Source organism: Mesorhizobium sp. NPDC059054 (genome assembly GCF_042739215.1).
GTDB lineage: Bacteria > Pseudomonadota > Alphaproteobacteria > Rhizobiales > Rhizobiaceae > Mesorhizobium.
The window spans coordinates 1,378,473-1,395,531 of sequence record NZ_JBHYHV010000001.1 but is presented as its reverse complement, the minus strand read 5'-3'; the positions used below and the strand labels follow the sequence as shown (position 1 = coordinate 1,395,531).

Genomic DNA, 17,059 nt, shown 5'->3' with positions numbered 1-17,059 from the left:
CAGGCAGGAGCAAAAAAGTCGGATCGTCAAGCGATTGGCGTGTTGGCTCGCACCGCTTCGGAAAAGACCTTCGCGATCTTTTTAGCACCGGATTCGTTCGGATGGATTTCGTCGCGATGCCAGTCGCGCTCGGTCATGACCGGCCTCATGTCGTTGTAGACGACATGCGCCGTACCCTGCGCGAAGGACTGCAAGGCGATGTTGAACAGCTCCACCATGCGAGCAACGATCGCCCGGCACAGCGGCGCATGATCGACAGGATCGAAGCCGAGCGCATCCAGCGGATCACCCAGATAGTGCCCACCTTTCTTCGGGATGGCGTTGGCATAGCCATGTACATAAAGCACGACACGGCCGCCGGTGGCGTCGCGCGCATCGTTGGCCAGCGTGCGGTAAAAACCCATCATTTGGCTGATCTTCTGCGAAAAGGTTGCCTTGATGTAGTCGGCGGCGTGCGCCGGATCGGTATCACCCGCCTTGCGCGGCTTCACATAGGTCGGAATGGAGCCCAGAACATCGTTGCCTCCACCTGAGAACAGGAAATGGCCGAACAGACCGGAACGCAGCGGCTGGCGGTACTGCTTCGCCCTGACCATGGCCTCCAGTTCGTCGCCCCAAAGGGCTATGTTGCTGACATTGAAGTCATAGTCGCTGCCAAGAAAATCGATCGCAGTCCTGGGATAGATATAGTCGGGCAGATTGAACCAGGAATCGCCTTCGGCCAGCAGCCTGGTGCGTGCCGCCTTGCGAAGCGTCTGCGTGAGCTGGCGTGGCTTCTTCGGGAGTGGCGCTTGCGCTCGTGTTGCCTCGGCATAGAGTCTGGAGATTGCCTCAGGGCTTGGCCTGGCGCGGCCGACATCCACGAGCGCTTCGTTGAATTTCAAGGCCGGCGCGAAGGGCTTGCTGTGTTCTTCGTCGGCCAGGAAATAGTCGGTGAGTTCCTGCTCACTCAGCGACGCTTCCCGGCAGCGTCTGCGCAGTTCGGCAAGCTTGATCGGCGGGCTTTGCGTTTTCTTCGAGATCATCAAATTCACCCCGCCCAGCCGGCAATGATTTTGGCCGTGTCCTGATTCATCAGGTATCCGTAGAGATCGTGCGGATTGGAGACAAGCTGACCGCCTGAAGCGTCTCGATAGTGCCAGCAGTTGTAGATCTTCTTGTCGGTAATCGAACGGCAGTAATGTTTGCTGCGCATGCTTGAAAAGGCCGTGCGCATGCTTTGCGCATGCGCGATGAAATCATCCTCGGCATGGACATTGATCCAGTCGAGGAACTGGTTGCGCGGATATTTCTCCTCCTCCAGCGCAACGGCGTCGAGCAGGTTGCGCCGAATGCCTATTTCGCCGAGCGGACAGCCTAATGTGAGCCACAGCTTGACGGGGTTCGCGCCGTCCTCGCGTCTGTCTTCGTATTCGGACCGGAACGAGTATTTCCAGAACACGTCATAGGCGACCATGCAGCCCATGCTGTGGGTGACGAGACAGACGTCATCACCCTCTGCCAGGGCTTGCTTCAGCACATCCTGCAGCCGCGCGCGGATATCGGAGCCGACACGCTGCGATGTAAGATAGACGGCGAGATCCCATTTGATCGATACTTCGACCAGCGAGTTGACGAGGCCGAAAGTGAGCAGTTCGCCGAACATGGAGGCGGCGTGTATCGCCTCGTCGAGAAAACGCCAATCCTCGGCAATGTCGAGCACATGCCGATAGGTTGCCTTGTTGAAGGTACGCAGCGCGTCGGTCAAGGCAAAGGCAGCGTCCAGCGCGCCGGCAGGAAAGCATGGTTTGAAATCGTAGATCGGCTCGTTCTGCGCGGTCAGCAGGGCGGCGGTTTTGGCATCGTAGGAAGCCTCGATACGATTGGTGATGTCACCGTAGTAAGCACTGGTGAATTTGACAGCACCGCTTTCGATGCTGTCCGCTATGTCGACTCGTCCAGTCCGCTGCAATCCCCTGACGATGGCGCGCTTGGCCAGGGTGGCCAGAGCTGAGCCGGATGGCTTGATATCCCTGCCATGAACGAGAATGAGATGTTTCACGCCGCGAGCCCCCGCTGGATGGAGCACGGTAGCATGATGCCATGCGGCGATCGGCAGATCATCCGGCGTACGCCAAACGGCGTACGCACCGTAGAACAACCTCAGGCTGCTCTTACCAGATCGTTGTATTCATCCAGATCGACATAGAAGACGCGCGTGATCTCGGTAATGATCTCGTCCTCGTCATAACCCTGCGACTTCAGGATGTTGATGGCAGTCAGGATATCGACGCGCTCCACGAGGCGCCGTTTCTGGTAGTCTTCGAAAAACGTCTCCACCGGCCCGTCCCTTGCCCGATGCGCCCAGTAACGCCCAGATCTCGGAAGAAAGACTATAGCGGATCGCTTGCGCGGAACTTGCCCGCGCCGACGAGGTCTTCCTCGATCTGCCCCCAAATCAAGTTTGACGCGGAAAATATGGCCGACTCACCAAGGCCGACCGAAGGATACCATGGCTCGGCCAAAGCGTAGCAATATTAGCAGTCGTCAATATATGATTTGAACGGTGAACTTTGCGCAAGAGACAACATTCGGCGATGTTGCGGCATTGTCGAAAAAGTGATGCTAGCATGCGCTAGCCGCATTCGGATTGGTCGATGACGCGTTACCTGATCTATGTACGTTCGCTCTTGGCTGCAGGGCTTTTGACCGGCGGGGCGCACGCCGCCATAGCCGACGGCACGCTTCCCGACGGCAGCTATCATTGCGAGGTCTATCTGCTCGGCGCTTTCCTCAGCCTCGGCGATATCAACATCAAGGGACGCGTCTACAGCGGTCCAAGCTATGGGCCGGTAATGCAGGGCTATAATTACGAGATGGACAAAAATGGCGAGATCAGCTGGCTCGGCCCCGTCGGCGGCTTCACCTCCGGCGGCAATGGCATATCGGTGACCCAGGTGACAGCCGACGACCCGACCGACGCGTCCTTCGACATCGTCATGCGTCAGCCGGACGGTGCTTTCAGTGCGGCAACCTGCACGATCCGCAAGCCTTGAAGGCCGGAGAGTCCGCTATCCTTCCGATATTCTCGAAAAAAGAGCGCGGAACACTCAGAGTGTCCCGCGCGAGGCTCGGGAGTTTTCAGATCGTCTTTGCGGCCATCTGTTTGGCGATGTAGTCGGCCTGCCGGATCGCAAGCGTGACGATGGTCAGCGTTGGATTCTCTGCACCGCCGGTGGTGAACTGACTGCCATCGGACACGAACAGGTTCTTGATGTCGTGTGCCTGGCCATGCTTGTTGACGACGCCATCCTCCGGTTTCTCGCTCATGCGATTGGTGCCGAGATTGTGTGTGGAAGGATAGGGCGGCGTCGGGAAGACCCGCGTCGCGCCCACTGCATCATAGATCGCCGTGCCTTGCTTGTAGGCATGATCGCGCATTGCAGTGTCATTGGGATGATCGTCGAAATGGACATTGGCGACTGCCATGCCGTGGGCATCCTTCTCGGAAGCATGCAGCGTCACCCGATTTTCGGCACGCGGCATATCCTCGCCGACGATCCAGAGACCCGCCATATGATCATAGTGGTCGAGTGCCGTGGTGAAGGAGCGGCCCCAACCACCCGGGTCGAGGAAAGCGGCCATGAACGGCAGCCCGAGCGCCAGCGTCTCCAGTTCGTAGCCGCCGACGAAGCCACGCGATGGATCGTTGCGCGCCTCGTCGCGCACGATGCCGGCCATGGTGGTACCGCGATACATATGCACCGGCTTGTCGAAGATGGCGTAGACCGAGCCGGTTGTGTGCCGCATGTAGTTGCGGCCCACCTGCCCCGAGGAATTGGCGAGCCCATGCGGGAACTTTGACGATTCCGAATTGAGCAGCAGACGCGGGCTTTCGATCGAATTGCCGGCAACGGCAACGATGCGCGCCTTCTGTTCCTGCAGCTTGCCGTCCTTGTCGGCATAGACGACACCGGTCACCTTGCCCGACGCATCATGGTTGATCTTGATGACCATGGCATTCGGCCGTACCTCCAGATGGCCTGTCGCCTCCCCCTTGGGGATTTCGGTGTAGAGCGTCGACCATTTGGCGCCCCATTTGCAGCCCTGAAAACAGAATCCGGTCTGCTGGCAGGAATTGCGGTCGTCGCGGGGCTGCGAATTGATGGCCATGCGGCCGGTGTGACATTCCTTGTAGCCAAGCTTGTCGGCACCGGCTTTCAACACCTTGAAATTGTTGTTGCCGGGCAGACCTGGAATGTCATTCGTGCGCGTCACCCCCATCTTGTCCTCGGCCTTGGCGTAATATGGCTCGAGGTCGGCCAAGGTGACGGGCCAATCGAGCAGGTTGGCGCCTTCGATTTTGCCGTAAGTGGTGAGCGTCTTGAATTCGTGTTCCTGGAGCCGCAGGGAAGCACCGGCCCAATGCGTGGTGGTGCCGCCAACTGCCTTGACGATCCATGCCGGCAAATTGGGAAAGTCCTTCGCCACGCGCCAATCACCGGAAGTCGTGCGCATATCCTTCCAGGCAAGTTGGGCGAAGCTGTCCCATTCATCGTTGATGAAGTCGTCATATTCATAGCGGCCGCCAGCTTCCAGGATGACGACGTCGATACCCTTCTGGGCGAGTTCGTTGCCGAGCGTGCCTCCGCCGGCGCCCGAGCCGATGATGACGACCACGCCATCATTCTTCAGGTCAAATGGTGCTGCCATGGTTTCCTCCCATGTTTCGTGCTGGTGTCGTGCGGCGCGGCTTAAAGCCACTCGATGTCATCGAAGCCACGGCTGATGTAGCCACCCTTCGAGTAGGACTCGCCCTCGTAGCCAAACACCGGCCAGATCTCTTTCTGGTTATAGAGGCTGACGACAAGCCCACCGCGCACCGCCTGGAAGAACGGCGTCGTCTCGATGGCTCTGAGCACAGCGACCCGCTCTTCTTCCCATCCGAGCCCGCGGTAGCCACTCGTGCCGGCACGCTTGTCGAGATCGGCAATGCCGGCCTCGATCAGCTCCTTGTGCTTGCCATCCTTGCCGGCCTGTTCGTCATGACCTTTCACGGCGACCGCATAGAACTTGTCGGCCAGTTGATCGTGCGGATAGATATCGCGCGCCATCTGGATGAGTGTTGCCATGGTTTCGGGCTTCAGCGTCGCAGTTTCCAGGGCCCAGGCGTTCTCGGGGCTGATGACGGCGTTGCCGGCAACAACCAGCAGCGCGCCGATGCCGCCGCGTTTCAGAAGCTCGCGGCGTGACAAGCCAGGCTTGCCCTCATAGATCGTGATCATTTTTTCCTCCCGTGCTTGCTATGTACGCCTCCCGGCGCTGTGGCTGGCGTCGCACCCCTCCCTGGATGCGACGGCTTTTCCTCCTATTTGAAGCGGCCGTGGCGCTGCAGGACCTCGATTTTGTAACCGTCGGGGTCCTCGACGAAGAAGAAGCGGGCCAGCAGCGTGCCGTCACGATTGAATTCGACGATCTTCTTCGGATTGAGACCGAGCGCGCCGAAACGATCATGTTCGGCATCGAGATCGGCAACAGACACCGCGAAATGACCATAGCCGTCGCCAAGCGCATAGGGTTCCACCCTGCCCTTGTTGACAGTCAGTTCCACTTCGAAATCGCTTTCCGGGTTGGCGAGATAAACGAGCGTAAACGTCTCGAAATCCAGCCGTTCAGCAACGTCTAGACCAAAGGCCTGCTTGTAGAATTGAACGGAGCGGGCCTCGTCGAGAACCCGGATCATGGTGTGGATTGCCTTGGCCAAGAAAAGCTCCGTTCGCGTCGTGATTGGCAGGAATTATGCGCCCGGCGAAAAGAGTTTGGTGGCAGCCCGTTACCACGCGCAAATCCATGCTCTCGCCTATGGTTTTGACGATTCTGATGTTGCGTCGCGGCCGAAAGTCCGATTGCCGGCTTGGTGTTTTCGGCGGAAGATGGTTCGAAAGCCCGACAGCGCGACGCGCTCCAATGGGTAACAAGAAACAGACGGGAGGTTTTCGATGTGCAGGGTGTTTGCCGGGCAGGACCCGGAAGGGTACCGCCAGATTAATCGATCGATCCGCATCGCCGGTCATTCGACCAGCATTCAACTCGAGGCCACCTTTTGGAAATTGCTGGACGAGATAGCCGATAGCCAAGGCTTGACGACGCCGAAATTCATCTCGAAGCTCTATGACGAAGCCATTGAGATCAATGGTGAAATCCCGAATTTCGCCTCGATGCTACGCACGACCTGTGCACTTTATCTGCGCGGCCACCGCCCTTGTGCGGAAGATCTCGAAGCGCTGCGCCGCCAGGCGGCCTGAGGTTTTGGAAAAGCCGCCCGTTCCATCCGGCCGGGAGGCGGCGGCTCTAAGATTTACCCTCGAGAACGTCCTTCACGACGGTGGCGAGCTGTTTCAGTGAGAACGGCTTCGGCAAGAAGCCAAACTGGGCGTCAGCCGGCAGGTTCTTGGCGAAGGCGTCCTCGGCATAGCCCGACACGAAAACGAACTTGATGGTCGGCTGGCGCTTTCGCAATTCGCCGAGCAGCGTCGGTCCGTCCATTTCGGGCATGACGACATCCGAGACGACGATGTCCACCTTGCCTTCGAGTTCCTCGAATACCTCCAGTGCCTCGACGCCCGATGTCGCCTCGTGCACGGTATAGCCGCGCGACTTGAGCGCACGCACACCGCCCATGCGCACGGCGTCCTCGTCTTCGACCAGCAGCACGATAGCCGAGCCGGAGAGGTCCTTGGCATCGCCGGCCTTGGCTGCGTCGCCATTTTTGGCGGGTTCGGCCGCAACAGAGCCGTCTGCTGCCATCGCCTTGGTATCGCCCGGCTTGCCCTCAACCGGTTGCTTTGCAGCCTCGGCGACATGGCGCGGCAAGAAGATGCGGAAGGTCGTGCCCTTGCCGACCTCGGAATCGCAGAAGATGAAACCACCGGTCTGCTTGATGATACCGTAGACCATCGACAAACCGAGACCCGTGCCCTTGCCTACTTCCTTGGTGGTGAAGAAGGGTTCGAAAATCTTCTTCAGCACATCCGGCGCAATGCCCGAGCCGCTGTCCTCGACCTCGACGACGACATAATCGGCGGCTGGCAGTTCGCGATACGAAAAGGCGGCGCATTCGTTGGCCGTGATGTTCTTGGTACGCACGGCGAGATCACCACCCGAGGGCATGGCATCGCGGGCATTGACGGCAAGGTTGACCACCACCTGTTCGAACTGGCCGATATCGACCTTGACCGGCCAGAGATCGCGGCCGTGATCGACCTTGAGCTTGATGTTGTTGCCGACGAGACGGGCAAGCAGCATGCGCAGGTCGGCCAGCACATCGGTGAGGTTGAGCACCTCCGGCCGCAACGTCTGCTTGCGCGAGAAGGCCAGAAGCTGACGCACCAGCGATGCCGCCCGGTTGGCATTCTGCTTGATGTTCATGATGTCCGGGAAAGACGGGTCCGACGGACGGTGGTTCGCCAGCAGCAGGTCGGATGCCATGATGATGGCAGTCAGCACGTTGTTGAAGTCATGCGCGATGCCACCAGCGAGCTGACCCACGGCCTGCATCTTCTGGCTCTGCGCCATCTGGCCTTCCAGCGCCTTCTGCTCGGTGGTTTCCACGGCATAGACGATGGCCGCTTCTTCGGCGCCGTCGCCATCGGTGCCATCGGCCACGGCGTTGACGTAGAAGCGGACATGGCGCTCCTCGTTGTCGGGCAGAACTGTGTCGATCGGCGCGATCTCAGCCTGACGCTGATGTGCCTTTTCGAGCGCGGCGGCAAAGGCAGGCCTGTCACGCTCATGGATGACCGTGTCGAGCCGCACCTTGCGGTCGAGCGCATCGCGATCGACCGCGGGCGAGAAGAGTGACAGGAACGGCGCATTGGTGCGCAGGATGCGGCCGTCATGATCGACGCCGGCGATTGCCATCGGCGTCGAATTGAAGAAACGGGTGAAGCGGATCTCAGAGGCCCGCAATTGGGCGGAAGCATCCTCACCCTGAGTACGGTTGAGCACGATGGTACGGCTGGGGCCGTTAAGCCCCTCGCGGCTCGCCGAAACACGATGCATGAAGCGCACCGGCAGCGCCTTGCCGGCCATGGTGGTGAGATCGAGATCGATCACGGCGTTGCGCGTGGTGCCGGGATCGGCGCGCACCGAGCGGATCAGCGCCATCCCATCGCCGGCGACGATATCCGACAGCGCAATCACGCCCGGGGTGAAGGATGCCAGATCGATGCCCAGCCATTCAGCCAAGGTGGCATTGATATAGGTAACGCGGCCATCCTGGTCGGCGGCGAAGAATCCCGCTGGCGCGTGATCGAGGTGGTCGATTGCCTGCTGGAGATCGAGAAAGAAACGCTCCTGCTCGGCGCGTTCGACCGAAATGTCGGCGAGTTGCCACGCCGACAGGGGCTGGCGCAGGCCCGGCACCGAGAACGTGCGCGCCCGCGTGCGATACCAGCGTGCGCCGGGTTCGGCGCCCGGGCGGACCGATTGCGCCAGGCGAAATTCACCGTCACCAGCCTGTCCGTCGCGCAAGCCGGCGGAAAGCCGGTAAATGGTGCTGGTTGCTTCGGGAATATCGGAGAGCAGCCCCTCCACGGTCTTGATGTCCGCGGCGGAGGTAGCGCCTGTCATGTCGGCATAGGCACGGTTGGCGTAGATGACGCGATCCTTGGCATCGGTCACCAAAAGTCCCTGCGACATGGAATCGACGAAGGCCTTCGAGAGCTCGTCACTGGTCGAGCGCGGCGCGATCTGCACGAAACCGATCGCCGTCGCGAACAGGAAACCGACGCCGATCATCGCTAGCACGCCCAGCATGCCAAGCAAAAACGGATCGCCGAAACGTTCGCGGAAAATGCCGAAGACGACGGCAGCTACAGCCAGAACCACCATGAAGATGATAAGCCGCGTGACTGCGCCCGGCCGTGTACCCTGGTCGACGATCGGCATGGGATAAAACTCGCCGCCCGTTTCCTTGGCCATATGCCCCCTGCTCACCAATTCCAGCCACCGGCGCCCGACTCGCCCGGTTGAATCATATTCTCCCTGCCCGGAAAAGACCCTGCTGGCAAATGTACGCCAAAAACGACGCCATCACGGCGCTAACCAGAAGACGTTCCGCTGCACCCTGTTCACAAAGCGCGAAACGCGCCTTGCGACAACCGGACACCGCCTTTAGTGTCGCCGACGCTGGGGGCCGGATCATTTTTGGGGACATCTATGCTGAGTTGGCTGGAAAGCATGGCAGGGCCGAACTATGCGCCTGCCATTCTGTGGACCTTCGCGGCCCTGGTCCTGCTCGTCTTCCTGCTGGTCATCGTCAAGCTGATCCGCGGTCTGACCTTCGGCACCTACGTCGCCGGCGGAAAGAACCGTAAGACGCGCTTGGCCGTCATGGACGCCACCGCCGTCGACAGCCACCGCCGCCTTGTCCTTGTGCGCCGCGACGACATAGAACATCTGATCCTTATCGGTGGACCGACGGACGTCGTGGTCGAGCGCGACATCCGCATGGTGCCGTCGCGCCGCCCGGTTTTGACCGGCGATGCCCCGCCACAGCAGGCAGCAGCGCGGGCGTCTGGTGAGCAGCGCCAGCCGCAACCGGCACCTGCGCCAGCGCGCCGCCCTGAACCGCCGCGCCAGCAGGTCGTGTCCAGCACACCCACACCACATCGAGAACCAACCTTGCCATTGTCTTCGCCGCCGAAGGTTCAGCAGCCCGCTGCGCAAGCCGCGGCACGCCAGGAGCCCGTTCGTGCCGAACCACCATTTCGCACCCCGCCGGAGCCGGTGGAAGATCCGCTCGACGACGCGCTGATGCACGAACTCGAAGTTTCGCTGGAAGAGGACGACGTACCGCCGGTGAAAACCAATGCGAAGCCATCGCTGGACGACGAGATGGCGAAACTGCTCGGCGAGCTTTCCAGCCATAAGCGGTGATCGGCGCAGTCGCCCGCCGCCAAAGAAAATGGCCGGCTAAGCCGGCCAAATCTCCGAAGACAAAATAGTACGCAAATAGGCATCAATCGTCGCGGTAGACCTTTTCGCGGCGCTCGTGGCGTTCTTGCGCTTCGATCGACAACGTAGCGATCGGGCGGGCATCGAGGCGCTTCAGTGAGATAGGCTCACCTGTTTCCTCGCAATAGCCGTAAGTGCCTTCATCGATACGCTGCAAAGCGGAGTCGATCTTGGAGATCAGCTTGCGCTGACGGTCACGGGCCCTCAGTTCGATCGCCCGGTCCGTTTCCGACGATGCTCGGTCGGCGAGGTCCGGGTGGTTGGCGTTTTCTTGCTGAAGGATTTCGAGAGTTTCGCGCGCCTCGCGCAGAATATCATTCTTCCAGGTAATCAACTTATGCCGAAAGTATGATTTTTGCCGTTCATTCATGAACGGCTCGTCTTCGGAGGGTACGTAATCGGAAGCTACTATTTCGCTCATTCGACTCACCCGACTGCCCCAAATTTGGCGCCTATATATTCGCGACGCAATTGCTTAACAAGCGCAATCCGTCGTGCCGTCACGCATTTGTTAATACAAGCCCTGCCCCACACCGCCATCTTGGCGGTCAACCTCAGGTCGTACCGTTCTTGGCATATCTGCCAACAGGCCAGCCGTTGCGTCGAGGCTTCCGGCTGGCTAATTCTTAACCGTAGGATCGGCGGACGGCGCCGGTTGGAAAGGGATCTGCGTGGCGAAACTTTATCTTCTCAGGCACGCCAAGGCTGGATGGGCAGCGCCCGGTACACGCGATTTCGACCGGGCGCTCGACCCTTCCGGCGTTACCGATGCCGAGATGATAGGAACCGCCATGCGCGCTCATGGCTATGTCCCGGACCTGACGCTATGTTCCGGCGCACTCAGAGCCCGCGAGACCCTCGGCGGCATCGCCAGCCACACCGATACCGGCCGCGTGCTCTATTTCGACAAACTCTACAGCGAGGACGCCGCCGGTTACCTGGAGATCATACGGGACCACGGCGGCTACGGTTCTCTCCTGGTCATCGGTCACAATCCGATGATGGAAGACCTTGCCATGGCTGTATCCAGCGACGGTGACGAAGGCGCGCGCGCAACTCTGGAACATGGCTTCCCGACCTCAGGACTTGCGGTCGTCCGTTTCGATGGCAACCTGACGAACGCAGCGCCGGGCAAGGGTTATCTGGAAGCGTTTCTGACGCCCGTCACGGTGTGACGACGCGACAGCCATTCAAAAGCCGTCCGCCGCAGCCTATATCGGGGTTCCCGCATAGCGCGGGTGACAGGACGAGCGGAGCGCGAGAGACACCGATTGGCTTCATCGCTGACCACCATTTCCGATGAGGCCCGCATCGCGCTGGACACCGTGACCGGCCGTGCTGCGGGTCTGTTCCGGCCCTCGATGAGGCTCGGTGTCACCGGACTCTCCCGCGCGGGCAAGACGGTTTTCATCTCGGCCCTTGTCCACAACCTTGTGCATGGCGGACGCCTGCCACTGTTCGACGCGCAAAAGTCCGGGCGTATCGCGCGTGCCTTCCTGGAGGAGCAGCCGGACGACGCAGTTCCGCGCTTCCAGTACGAGGACCATATCGCCGCGCTGGTCGATCAGCGCATATGGCCAGACTCCACGCGCGCCATTTCGGAACTGAGACTGACCATCGAATTCGAATCGGCCTCCGGCTGGAACCGGATGTTTTCGGCTGGGAAACTTTCGGTCGACATCGTCGATTATCCTGGCGAATGGTTGCTGGACCTGCCGCTGCTCGGCAAATCCTTCACCGATTTCTCCAACGAAGCGTTCGAGCTGGCTGCGCTGCCGGTTCGCGCAGACCTCGCCCGTGAATGGCGCGCGCTTTCGGCGACCGCAGTGCCTGACGCGGATGCCGACGAACTGACAGCGCGGCGGCTGGCTGAAAGCTTTTCGGCCTACCTCAAGGCGTGCAAACTCGATGAGCGTGCACTTTCCACCTTGCCGCCCGGTCGTTTCCTGATGCCCGGCGACCTCGAAGGCTCTCCGGCACTAACCTTTGCGCCACTGCCCGGAATCGCAGGAAAGCGGGCGAGACCCGGTTCGCTTCATGCCATGATGGAGCGTCGTTACGAGGCCTACAAGACGCATGTGGTAAAGCCGTTTTTCCGTGAGCACATCGCCCGTCTCGACCGCCAGATCGTGCTGATCGATGCCATGCAGGCGCTGAACGCCGGGCCTGCCGCGATGGCCGATCTCGAACGCGCCGTTACGGAGATCCTCGCCTGCTTCCGCCCGGGGCGCGGCAATTTTTTGACCGACTGGTTCGCCCGTCGCATCGATCGCATCCTGATCGCGGCGACCAAGGCCGACCATCTGCACCATGAAAGCCACGATCGCCTGCAGGCGATCGTGCGACGCCTCGCCGATCGCGCCATAGCCAAAGCAAGTTTCACCGGCGCTGCCGTCGATGTCGTTGCGATGGCTGCTGTTCGCGCCACCCGTGAAGGTACGGTCAAGCAAGGTGGAGAGACCTTGCCGGTGATCATCGGCACACCGTTGGAAGGCGAACGGATTGGTGACGAGACTTTCAATGGGCACACAGAAACAGCTATATTTCCCGGTGACTTACCAAGAAGTGTTGATGCCGTTTTCGAAGAACCCGCGACGGACCAGGCCGGCGAGACTGATCCCGCCATCCGCTTCGTGCGCTTCCGGCCGCCGAAACTCGAGCGCACCGCCGAAGGCGTGACATTGTCGCTGCCGCACATCCGTCTTGACCGTGCCCTGCAGTTCCTGATCGGAGACCGCCTCGCATGACCACGTCCCGCAAGCCGGCGGCGTTCCGCATCGAGTCGGAAGCCGTTCCGAATCCCATCGGGAAGTCGACGGAACCAACGCGCAAACCGCGTGCGATGAAAGCCGAAGCCGTCGTCGTGCCTGATGCAGTCGACGTTTTCGACGAGCCGGACCTGGTCGCCGCCGAACCGCCCCCTGCGCCGGCACCGCGCAAACGTTCGCTGCTTGCCAATCTTTTCTTTGGCGCCATCGGCATCCTGGTATCACTGGCCATCGGCCTATGGACGGACCGGCTGATCCGTGACCTGTTCACGCGTGCCGACTGGCTGGGCTGGTTGGCCGCCGGCGTCGCGACGGTCGCTCTGCTGGCGTTGTTGGTCATCCTGGCCCGCGAATTCCTTGCGATTGCGCGACTTGCCAAGGTGGAAAAGCTGCAAAGCCGCGCTCTGGATGCCATTGCCCGCGACGATCCTAACGCCGCACGCGCGGTGGTCGACGAACTGTCCGCTTTCGTCGCGGCTCGACCACAGACTGCGGCCGGCCGCCGTGCATTGGCCGAACTGCGCGGCGAGATCATTGACGGCGGCGATCTCGTCCGACTGGCTGAGACCGAAATCCTCGGCCCTCTCGATGCTCAGGCGAAGACGATGATTCTGGACGCAGCCAAGCGCGTGTCGCTGGTAACCGCTGTCAGCCCACGCGCGTTGGTCGATGTTGCCTATGTCGTGTTCGAGGCCGGACGGCTGATCCGACGCCTTTCGGAGCTTTATGGGGGCCGTCCAGGCACGCTGGGCTTTTTCCGGCTTGCCCGCAGCGTGCTCGCGCATCTCGCCGTTACCGGCTCGATCGCCGTCGGCGACAGCTTTGTCCAGCAGATCGTCGGTCACGGCCTGGCGGCCCGGCTGTCGGCAAAACTGGGTGAAGGTGTGGTCAACGGCATGATGACGGCACGAATCGGTATTGCTGCCATGGAAACCGCCCGCCCCTTGCCTTTCACCGCGGTCAAACGGCCCGGCATGAGCGATTTCCTTACCGCGCTGACCTCTTTTGCCGGTGGAAAGGACCGCAGTAGCGGCACCAGTTCCTAGGTTTTCCGCCCTTCAGGCGCGAACGGGTGACGAAGCATTAACCAATCTTCTTCATGGTTGGCCTGGTTCCAACACAGCGTCCTCGTTGCCGGGTGTCATCCATGAAAAGCATGCTCTTGTCTGCCGCCATGCCCTTCGCACTCGCGGCTGTTGCCTCGATTGCAGGGGCCACCTCGGCATCCGGTGCCGACCGCGACAAGCAGTTCTTCCAATCGGTCGAGGGACAGTGGGTCGGACCGGGTGAAATCGTTGCCGGTAAATACAAGGGAACCAAGTTTACCTGCAATTTCAAGGGTTCCACACCCGAGGGCAGCAAGGTTGGCATGTCGCTGGACGGTGATTGCCGCGTCGGCGTCTTCTCTCAGAAGATGGGCGCCACGGTCGAGCGCAAAGGGCGCGAAGGCTATAAGGGCTCCTTCATGGGCGGTTCGTCAGGCTCGGGGCTCGATATCATTTCCGGCAACGTCGTCGACAATCGCAAGGTGGTCTTCGCCATCAACCGCAATCAGCTCCGCGGCGTCATGCAGGCGCGCGTGCCCAACGACAATTCGATGATCGTCACCGTTTCAGTGAAGGTCGACCAACAGATGGTTCCGGTGATCGGCATGAACCTGAAGCGCGTCGACGGAGTGGCCGTGGGCGCAATCGCCCGCAACTGACGGAACGACCCCCCAAAAAAAACGGCGGCCATGGCCGCCGTTTTCGTTTTCACCGTGCACAAGGTGCAAGAATGAGCAATCAGCCCTTCTTCACTTCGGCGATAATTTCGTCATAGGCCTTGCAAGCGTCGGCCTGGTTGTTCGAACCCGAATATTTGGTGGCGATTTCCTGAACCTTGGCCGCCCACTCCGAAGCCTTGGCCGGGTTCTTGGTCACAGATTCCTGGACTGCGGTCGTCAATTCCTGGGTTTTCTTGCCGATGACTTCGGCGGTGCATTCGGGCGCCTTCGAGCAGGCTGAAAGACCGAGCGCCGCCACGCCGACAACAGCCAGCACAATCTTCTTCATGGTAGTCCTCTCCATAATGGCGACGATCCCGTCCGCCCTGCGTTTATAGCCCCAGCCCTCGTCGTCCATAGCGCGCCACTGAGGCCTGCTGCAACTCACCAACGTACAGCCCTTGGAAATATTGGATTTACCGGCCGTGACCCCGTCCATCGGCGCGGCTTGAAGGACGCTGATTCGGGGCTGTTCGTGGCGCAATGAAGTCGCCAGCGCGGAATGCGATCAGCAGAGATGGCATTCCACTCCGGCTCCTGTTCTGTCGCATGATCCTTGTCCAAAAAGTCTGCAACTTTTCGGCATCATGCTCTATCCTGACCAAGGGACTCCTCCCTCCAACGACACAGCAAAAAGCAGGAACAGCGATGGCGGTTGAGGCTTCAGGCAGCGAATTGGTGAACGTGGTCGCGCTTCTCGGCGCCGGGGTCATCGCCGTACCCATCTTCAAGCGCGTCGGCCTCGGCTCGATCCTTGGCTACCTGGCAGCAGGATTGGCCATCGGCCCGTTCGGCCTGCGCATCTTTTCCGACCCCGCTGCGATCTTGCATGTGGCGGAGCTTGGCGTGGTGATGTTCCTGTTCATCATCGGCCTCGAAATGCAACCGTCGCGGTTGTGGGGTCTGCGTCGTGACATATTCGGGCTGGGCGCGCTGCAGGTCGGATTGTGTGCGCTGCTGCTGACGGCGTGCGGACTTGCGGGTGGGTTCCCGGTCGCCCAGGCTTTTGTCGCCGGCGCCGGCTTCGTTCTGACCTCGACCGCCATCGTGATGCAATTACTCGAGGAACAAGGCGAAATCGCCACCCCGAAGGGGCAGCGCATGGTCTCGATCCTGCTGCTCGAAGACCTGGCCATCGTGCCACTGCTGGCGCTGGTGGCCTTTCTGGCCCCGGGCGGCGCCGACACCACCTTGCAACAGCGTGTCGCCGAGATCGGCATCGGCGTCGCCGCGATCGTCGGCCTGGTGGTCGCCGGCCGCTATCTGCTCAATCCGTTGTTTCGCGTCCTCGCCGATGCGCGTGCTCGCGAGGTGATGACGGCCGCGGCCTTGCTGGTCGTACTGGGATCGGCGCTTGTCATGCAGATGAGCGGCCTTTCCATGGCGATGGGCGCCTTCCTGGCCGGCGTGCTGTTGTCTGAATCGACCTTCCGCCATCAGCTCGAGGCCGATATCGAACCGTTTCGCGGCGTGTTGCTCGGCCTGTTCTTCCTGGCCGTCGGCATGTCGCTCAATCTCGCCGTCGTGGCTGAGAACTGGCAACTGGTCGCGATCTATGTCGTCGCCTACATGGTTGCCAAGGCGTTCGGCATCTACGCAGTGGCACGATTGTTGAAGGCGTCGCATCGCGAGGCGATCGAACGTGCCGCTGTGATGGCGCAGGGCGGGGAATTCGCTTTCGTGCTCTATTCCTCCGCCAGCCAGGCGGGCATCATCGACGGTCCGGCGAACGCGATCCTTACCGCCATCATCATCATCTCAATGGTGCTGACGCCTTTGGTGATCATAGCGCTTCGCTATCTGTACCCACCGCGCGACGAGCCCTCGCTTGACGGTGTCGATGTCGCTGAAGGCCTGTCGGGCTCGGTGCTCATCATCGGCTTCGGCCGGTTCGGCCAGATCGCCAGCCAGCCGCTCATCCTGCGCGGCGTCGACGTCTCGATCATCGACAACGATGTCGAGATGATCCAGGCCGCCGCGAATTTCGGCTTCAAGGTCTATTACGGCGACGGCACCAGGCTTGATATCCTGCACGCAGCAGGTGCCGGACGCGCCCGCGCGGTGCTGATCTGCGTCGACAAGCCGGAAACCGCCGTACGCGTCGCTGAACTGGTCAAGGCGGAGTTCCCATTGGTGACGGTTTTCGCCCGGGCCTTCGACCGCGGCACTTCGCTGCAACTGGTCAAAGCCGGTGTCGACTTTCAGCTGCGTGAGACCTTCGAATCGGCACTGGTCTTTGGCGGTTCGACGCTTGAAGCGTTGGGTGAAGATCCGGACGAAGTCGCAGAGGTCATCGAGGACGTGCGTCGGCGCGACGCGGCACGCTTCGACCTGCAGCTCACCGGAGATATTCGCGATGGGCGCAACTTCCTGAAGGGCAATCTGGCGACGCCAGCTCCAGCGCCTGTGACGCAGCCGCGCCGCCCGGCCCAGGCGCTCAGCGAGGAGACGGCAGAGGTCCTCAAAAACGCGAGCTCCGCCGCCTCGTCATAGACTCAAACTTTTCCAGGCAATTTACTGAGATAACAGA

The 17,059-nt window shown here is 60.8% G+C and carries 17 protein-coding genes; 8 read left to right on the top strand and 9 right to left on the bottom strand.

What is annotated here, in order from left to right; genetic code table 11:
* Positions 1 to 26 precede the first annotated feature (26 nt).
* The 3 genes from ACFWXH_RS06775 to ACFWXH_RS06765 form a co-directional block, all read right to left on the bottom strand.
* A complete protein-coding gene (locus ACFWXH_RS06775; RefSeq protein ID WP_379118584.1) occupies positions 27 to 1,025 on the bottom strand; it encodes a hypothetical protein in 999 nt (332 codons plus the stop codon).
* 5 nt (positions 1,026 to 1,030) lie between these two features.
* On the bottom strand, positions 1,031 to 2,041 hold the full coding sequence (locus ACFWXH_RS06770) for a hypothetical protein (protein ID WP_379118582.1): 1,011 nt from the start codon (positions 2,039 to 2,041) through the stop codon (positions 1,031 to 1,033).
* Between the two features lie 101 nt (positions 2,042 to 2,142).
* Positions 2,143 to 2,319: a hypothetical protein gene (locus ACFWXH_RS06765; protein ID WP_162839673.1), complete on the bottom strand. Its 177-nt coding sequence runs from the start codon at positions 2,317 to 2,319 to the stop codon at positions 2,143 to 2,145.
* A 317-nt stretch (positions 2,320 to 2,636) separates the two neighbouring features.
* On the opposite strand from ACFWXH_RS06765, the gene ACFWXH_RS06760 reads away from it, so the two are divergent.
* Positions 2,637 to 3,035 carry a hypothetical protein gene (locus ACFWXH_RS06760; RefSeq protein ID WP_379118580.1) on the top strand — a complete coding sequence of 133 codons (399 nt, stop codon included), beginning with the start codon at positions 2,637 to 2,639 and terminating at the stop codon, positions 3,033 to 3,035.
* Between the two features lie 85 nt (positions 3,036 to 3,120).
* Here the strand turns inward: ACFWXH_RS06760 and ACFWXH_RS06755 are convergent, their stop codons facing one another.
* From ACFWXH_RS06755 to ACFWXH_RS06745, 3 genes are all read right to left on the bottom strand, one after another.
* Positions 3,121 to 4,692 carry a GMC family oxidoreductase gene (locus ACFWXH_RS06755; protein WP_379118578.1) on the bottom strand — a complete coding sequence of 524 codons (1,572 nt, stop codon included), beginning with the start codon at positions 4,690 to 4,692 and terminating at the stop codon, positions 3,121 to 3,123.
* 41 nt (positions 4,693 to 4,733) lie between these two features.
* The gene (locus ACFWXH_RS06750; RefSeq protein ID WP_379118575.1) at positions 4,734 to 5,264 is read right to left on the bottom strand and encodes a twin-arginine translocation signal domain-containing protein; all 531 of its coding nucleotides are present in this window, start codon (positions 5,262 to 5,264) and stop codon (positions 4,734 to 4,736) included.
* Between the two features lie 83 nt (positions 5,265 to 5,347).
* On the bottom strand, positions 5,348 to 5,743 hold the full coding sequence (locus tag ACFWXH_RS06745) for a VOC family protein (RefSeq protein WP_379118573.1): 396 nt from the start codon (positions 5,741 to 5,743) through the stop codon (positions 5,348 to 5,350).
* A 235-nt stretch (positions 5,744 to 5,978) separates the two neighbouring features.
* Here ACFWXH_RS06745 and ACFWXH_RS06740 point away from each other — a divergent pair, with 235 nt between their 5' ends.
* A complete protein-coding gene (locus ACFWXH_RS06740; protein WP_379118571.1) occupies positions 5,979 to 6,284 on the top strand; it encodes a ribbon-helix-helix domain-containing protein in 306 nt (101 codons plus the stop codon).
* 46 nt (positions 6,285 to 6,330) lie between these two features.
* On the opposite strand, the gene cckA is transcribed toward ACFWXH_RS06740, so the two are convergent.
* On the bottom strand, positions 6,331 to 8,961 hold the full coding sequence (gene cckA, locus ACFWXH_RS06735; RefSeq protein ID WP_379118568.1) for a cell cycle histidine kinase CckA: 2,631 nt from the start codon (positions 8,959 to 8,961) through the stop codon (positions 6,331 to 6,333).
* A 237-nt stretch (positions 8,962 to 9,198) separates the two neighbouring features.
* Here cckA and ACFWXH_RS06730 point away from each other — a divergent pair, with 237 nt between their 5' ends.
* Positions 9,199 to 9,918, top strand: a complete 720-nt coding sequence (locus tag ACFWXH_RS06730; protein ID WP_379118566.1) for a hypothetical protein — start codon at positions 9,199 to 9,201, stop codon at positions 9,916 to 9,918.
* A gap of 82 nt (positions 9,919 to 10,000) precedes the next feature.
* On the opposite strand, the gene dksA is transcribed toward ACFWXH_RS06730, so the two are convergent.
* Complete coding sequence (gene dksA, locus ACFWXH_RS06725; protein ID WP_054312962.1) at positions 10,001 to 10,417, bottom strand: RNA polymerase-binding protein DksA; 417 nt, start codon at positions 10,415 to 10,417, stop codon at positions 10,001 to 10,003.
* Between the two features lie 250 nt (positions 10,418 to 10,667).
* Between dksA and ACFWXH_RS06720 the strand changes: the two genes are divergently transcribed.
* The 4 genes from ACFWXH_RS06720 (at position 10,668) to ACFWXH_RS06705 (ending at position 14,469) form a co-directional block, all read left to right on the top strand.
* Complete coding sequence (locus tag ACFWXH_RS06720; protein WP_379118563.1) at positions 10,668 to 11,171, top strand: SixA phosphatase family protein; 504 nt, start codon at positions 10,668 to 10,670, stop codon at positions 11,169 to 11,171.
* Between the two features lie 96 nt (positions 11,172 to 11,267).
* On the top strand, positions 11,268 to 12,743 hold the full coding sequence (locus tag ACFWXH_RS06715; protein ID WP_379118560.1) for a YcjX family protein: 1,476 nt from the start codon (positions 11,268 to 11,270) through the stop codon (positions 12,741 to 12,743).
* Positions 12,740 to 13,810: a YcjF family protein gene (locus tag ACFWXH_RS06710; RefSeq protein ID WP_379118557.1), complete on the top strand. Its 1,071-nt coding sequence runs from the start codon at positions 12,740 to 12,742 to the stop codon at positions 13,808 to 13,810. Before ACFWXH_RS06715 ends, ACFWXH_RS06710 begins: the two co-directional genes overlap by 4 nt.
* 101 nt (positions 13,811 to 13,911) lie before the next feature.
* Complete coding sequence (locus ACFWXH_RS06705; RefSeq protein WP_379118554.1) at positions 13,912 to 14,469, top strand: hypothetical protein; 558 nt, start codon at positions 13,912 to 13,914, stop codon at positions 14,467 to 14,469.
* Between the two features lie 79 nt (positions 14,470 to 14,548).
* Here ACFWXH_RS06705 and ACFWXH_RS06700 read toward each other — a convergent pair whose 3' ends face one another.
* The gene (locus tag ACFWXH_RS06700) at positions 14,549 to 15,013 is read right to left on the bottom strand and encodes a hypothetical protein (RefSeq protein WP_379118552.1); all 465 of its coding nucleotides are present in this window, start codon (positions 15,011 to 15,013) and stop codon (positions 14,549 to 14,551) included.
* Between the two features lie 164 nt (positions 15,014 to 15,177).
* Between ACFWXH_RS06700 and ACFWXH_RS06695 the strand changes: the two genes are divergently transcribed.
* Positions 15,178 to 17,022: a monovalent cation:proton antiporter-2 (CPA2) family protein gene (locus ACFWXH_RS06695; protein WP_379118550.1), complete on the top strand. Its 1,845-nt coding sequence runs from the start codon at positions 15,178 to 15,180 to the stop codon at positions 17,020 to 17,022.
* The last annotated feature ends 37 nt before the right edge of the window (positions 17,023 to 17,059 follow it).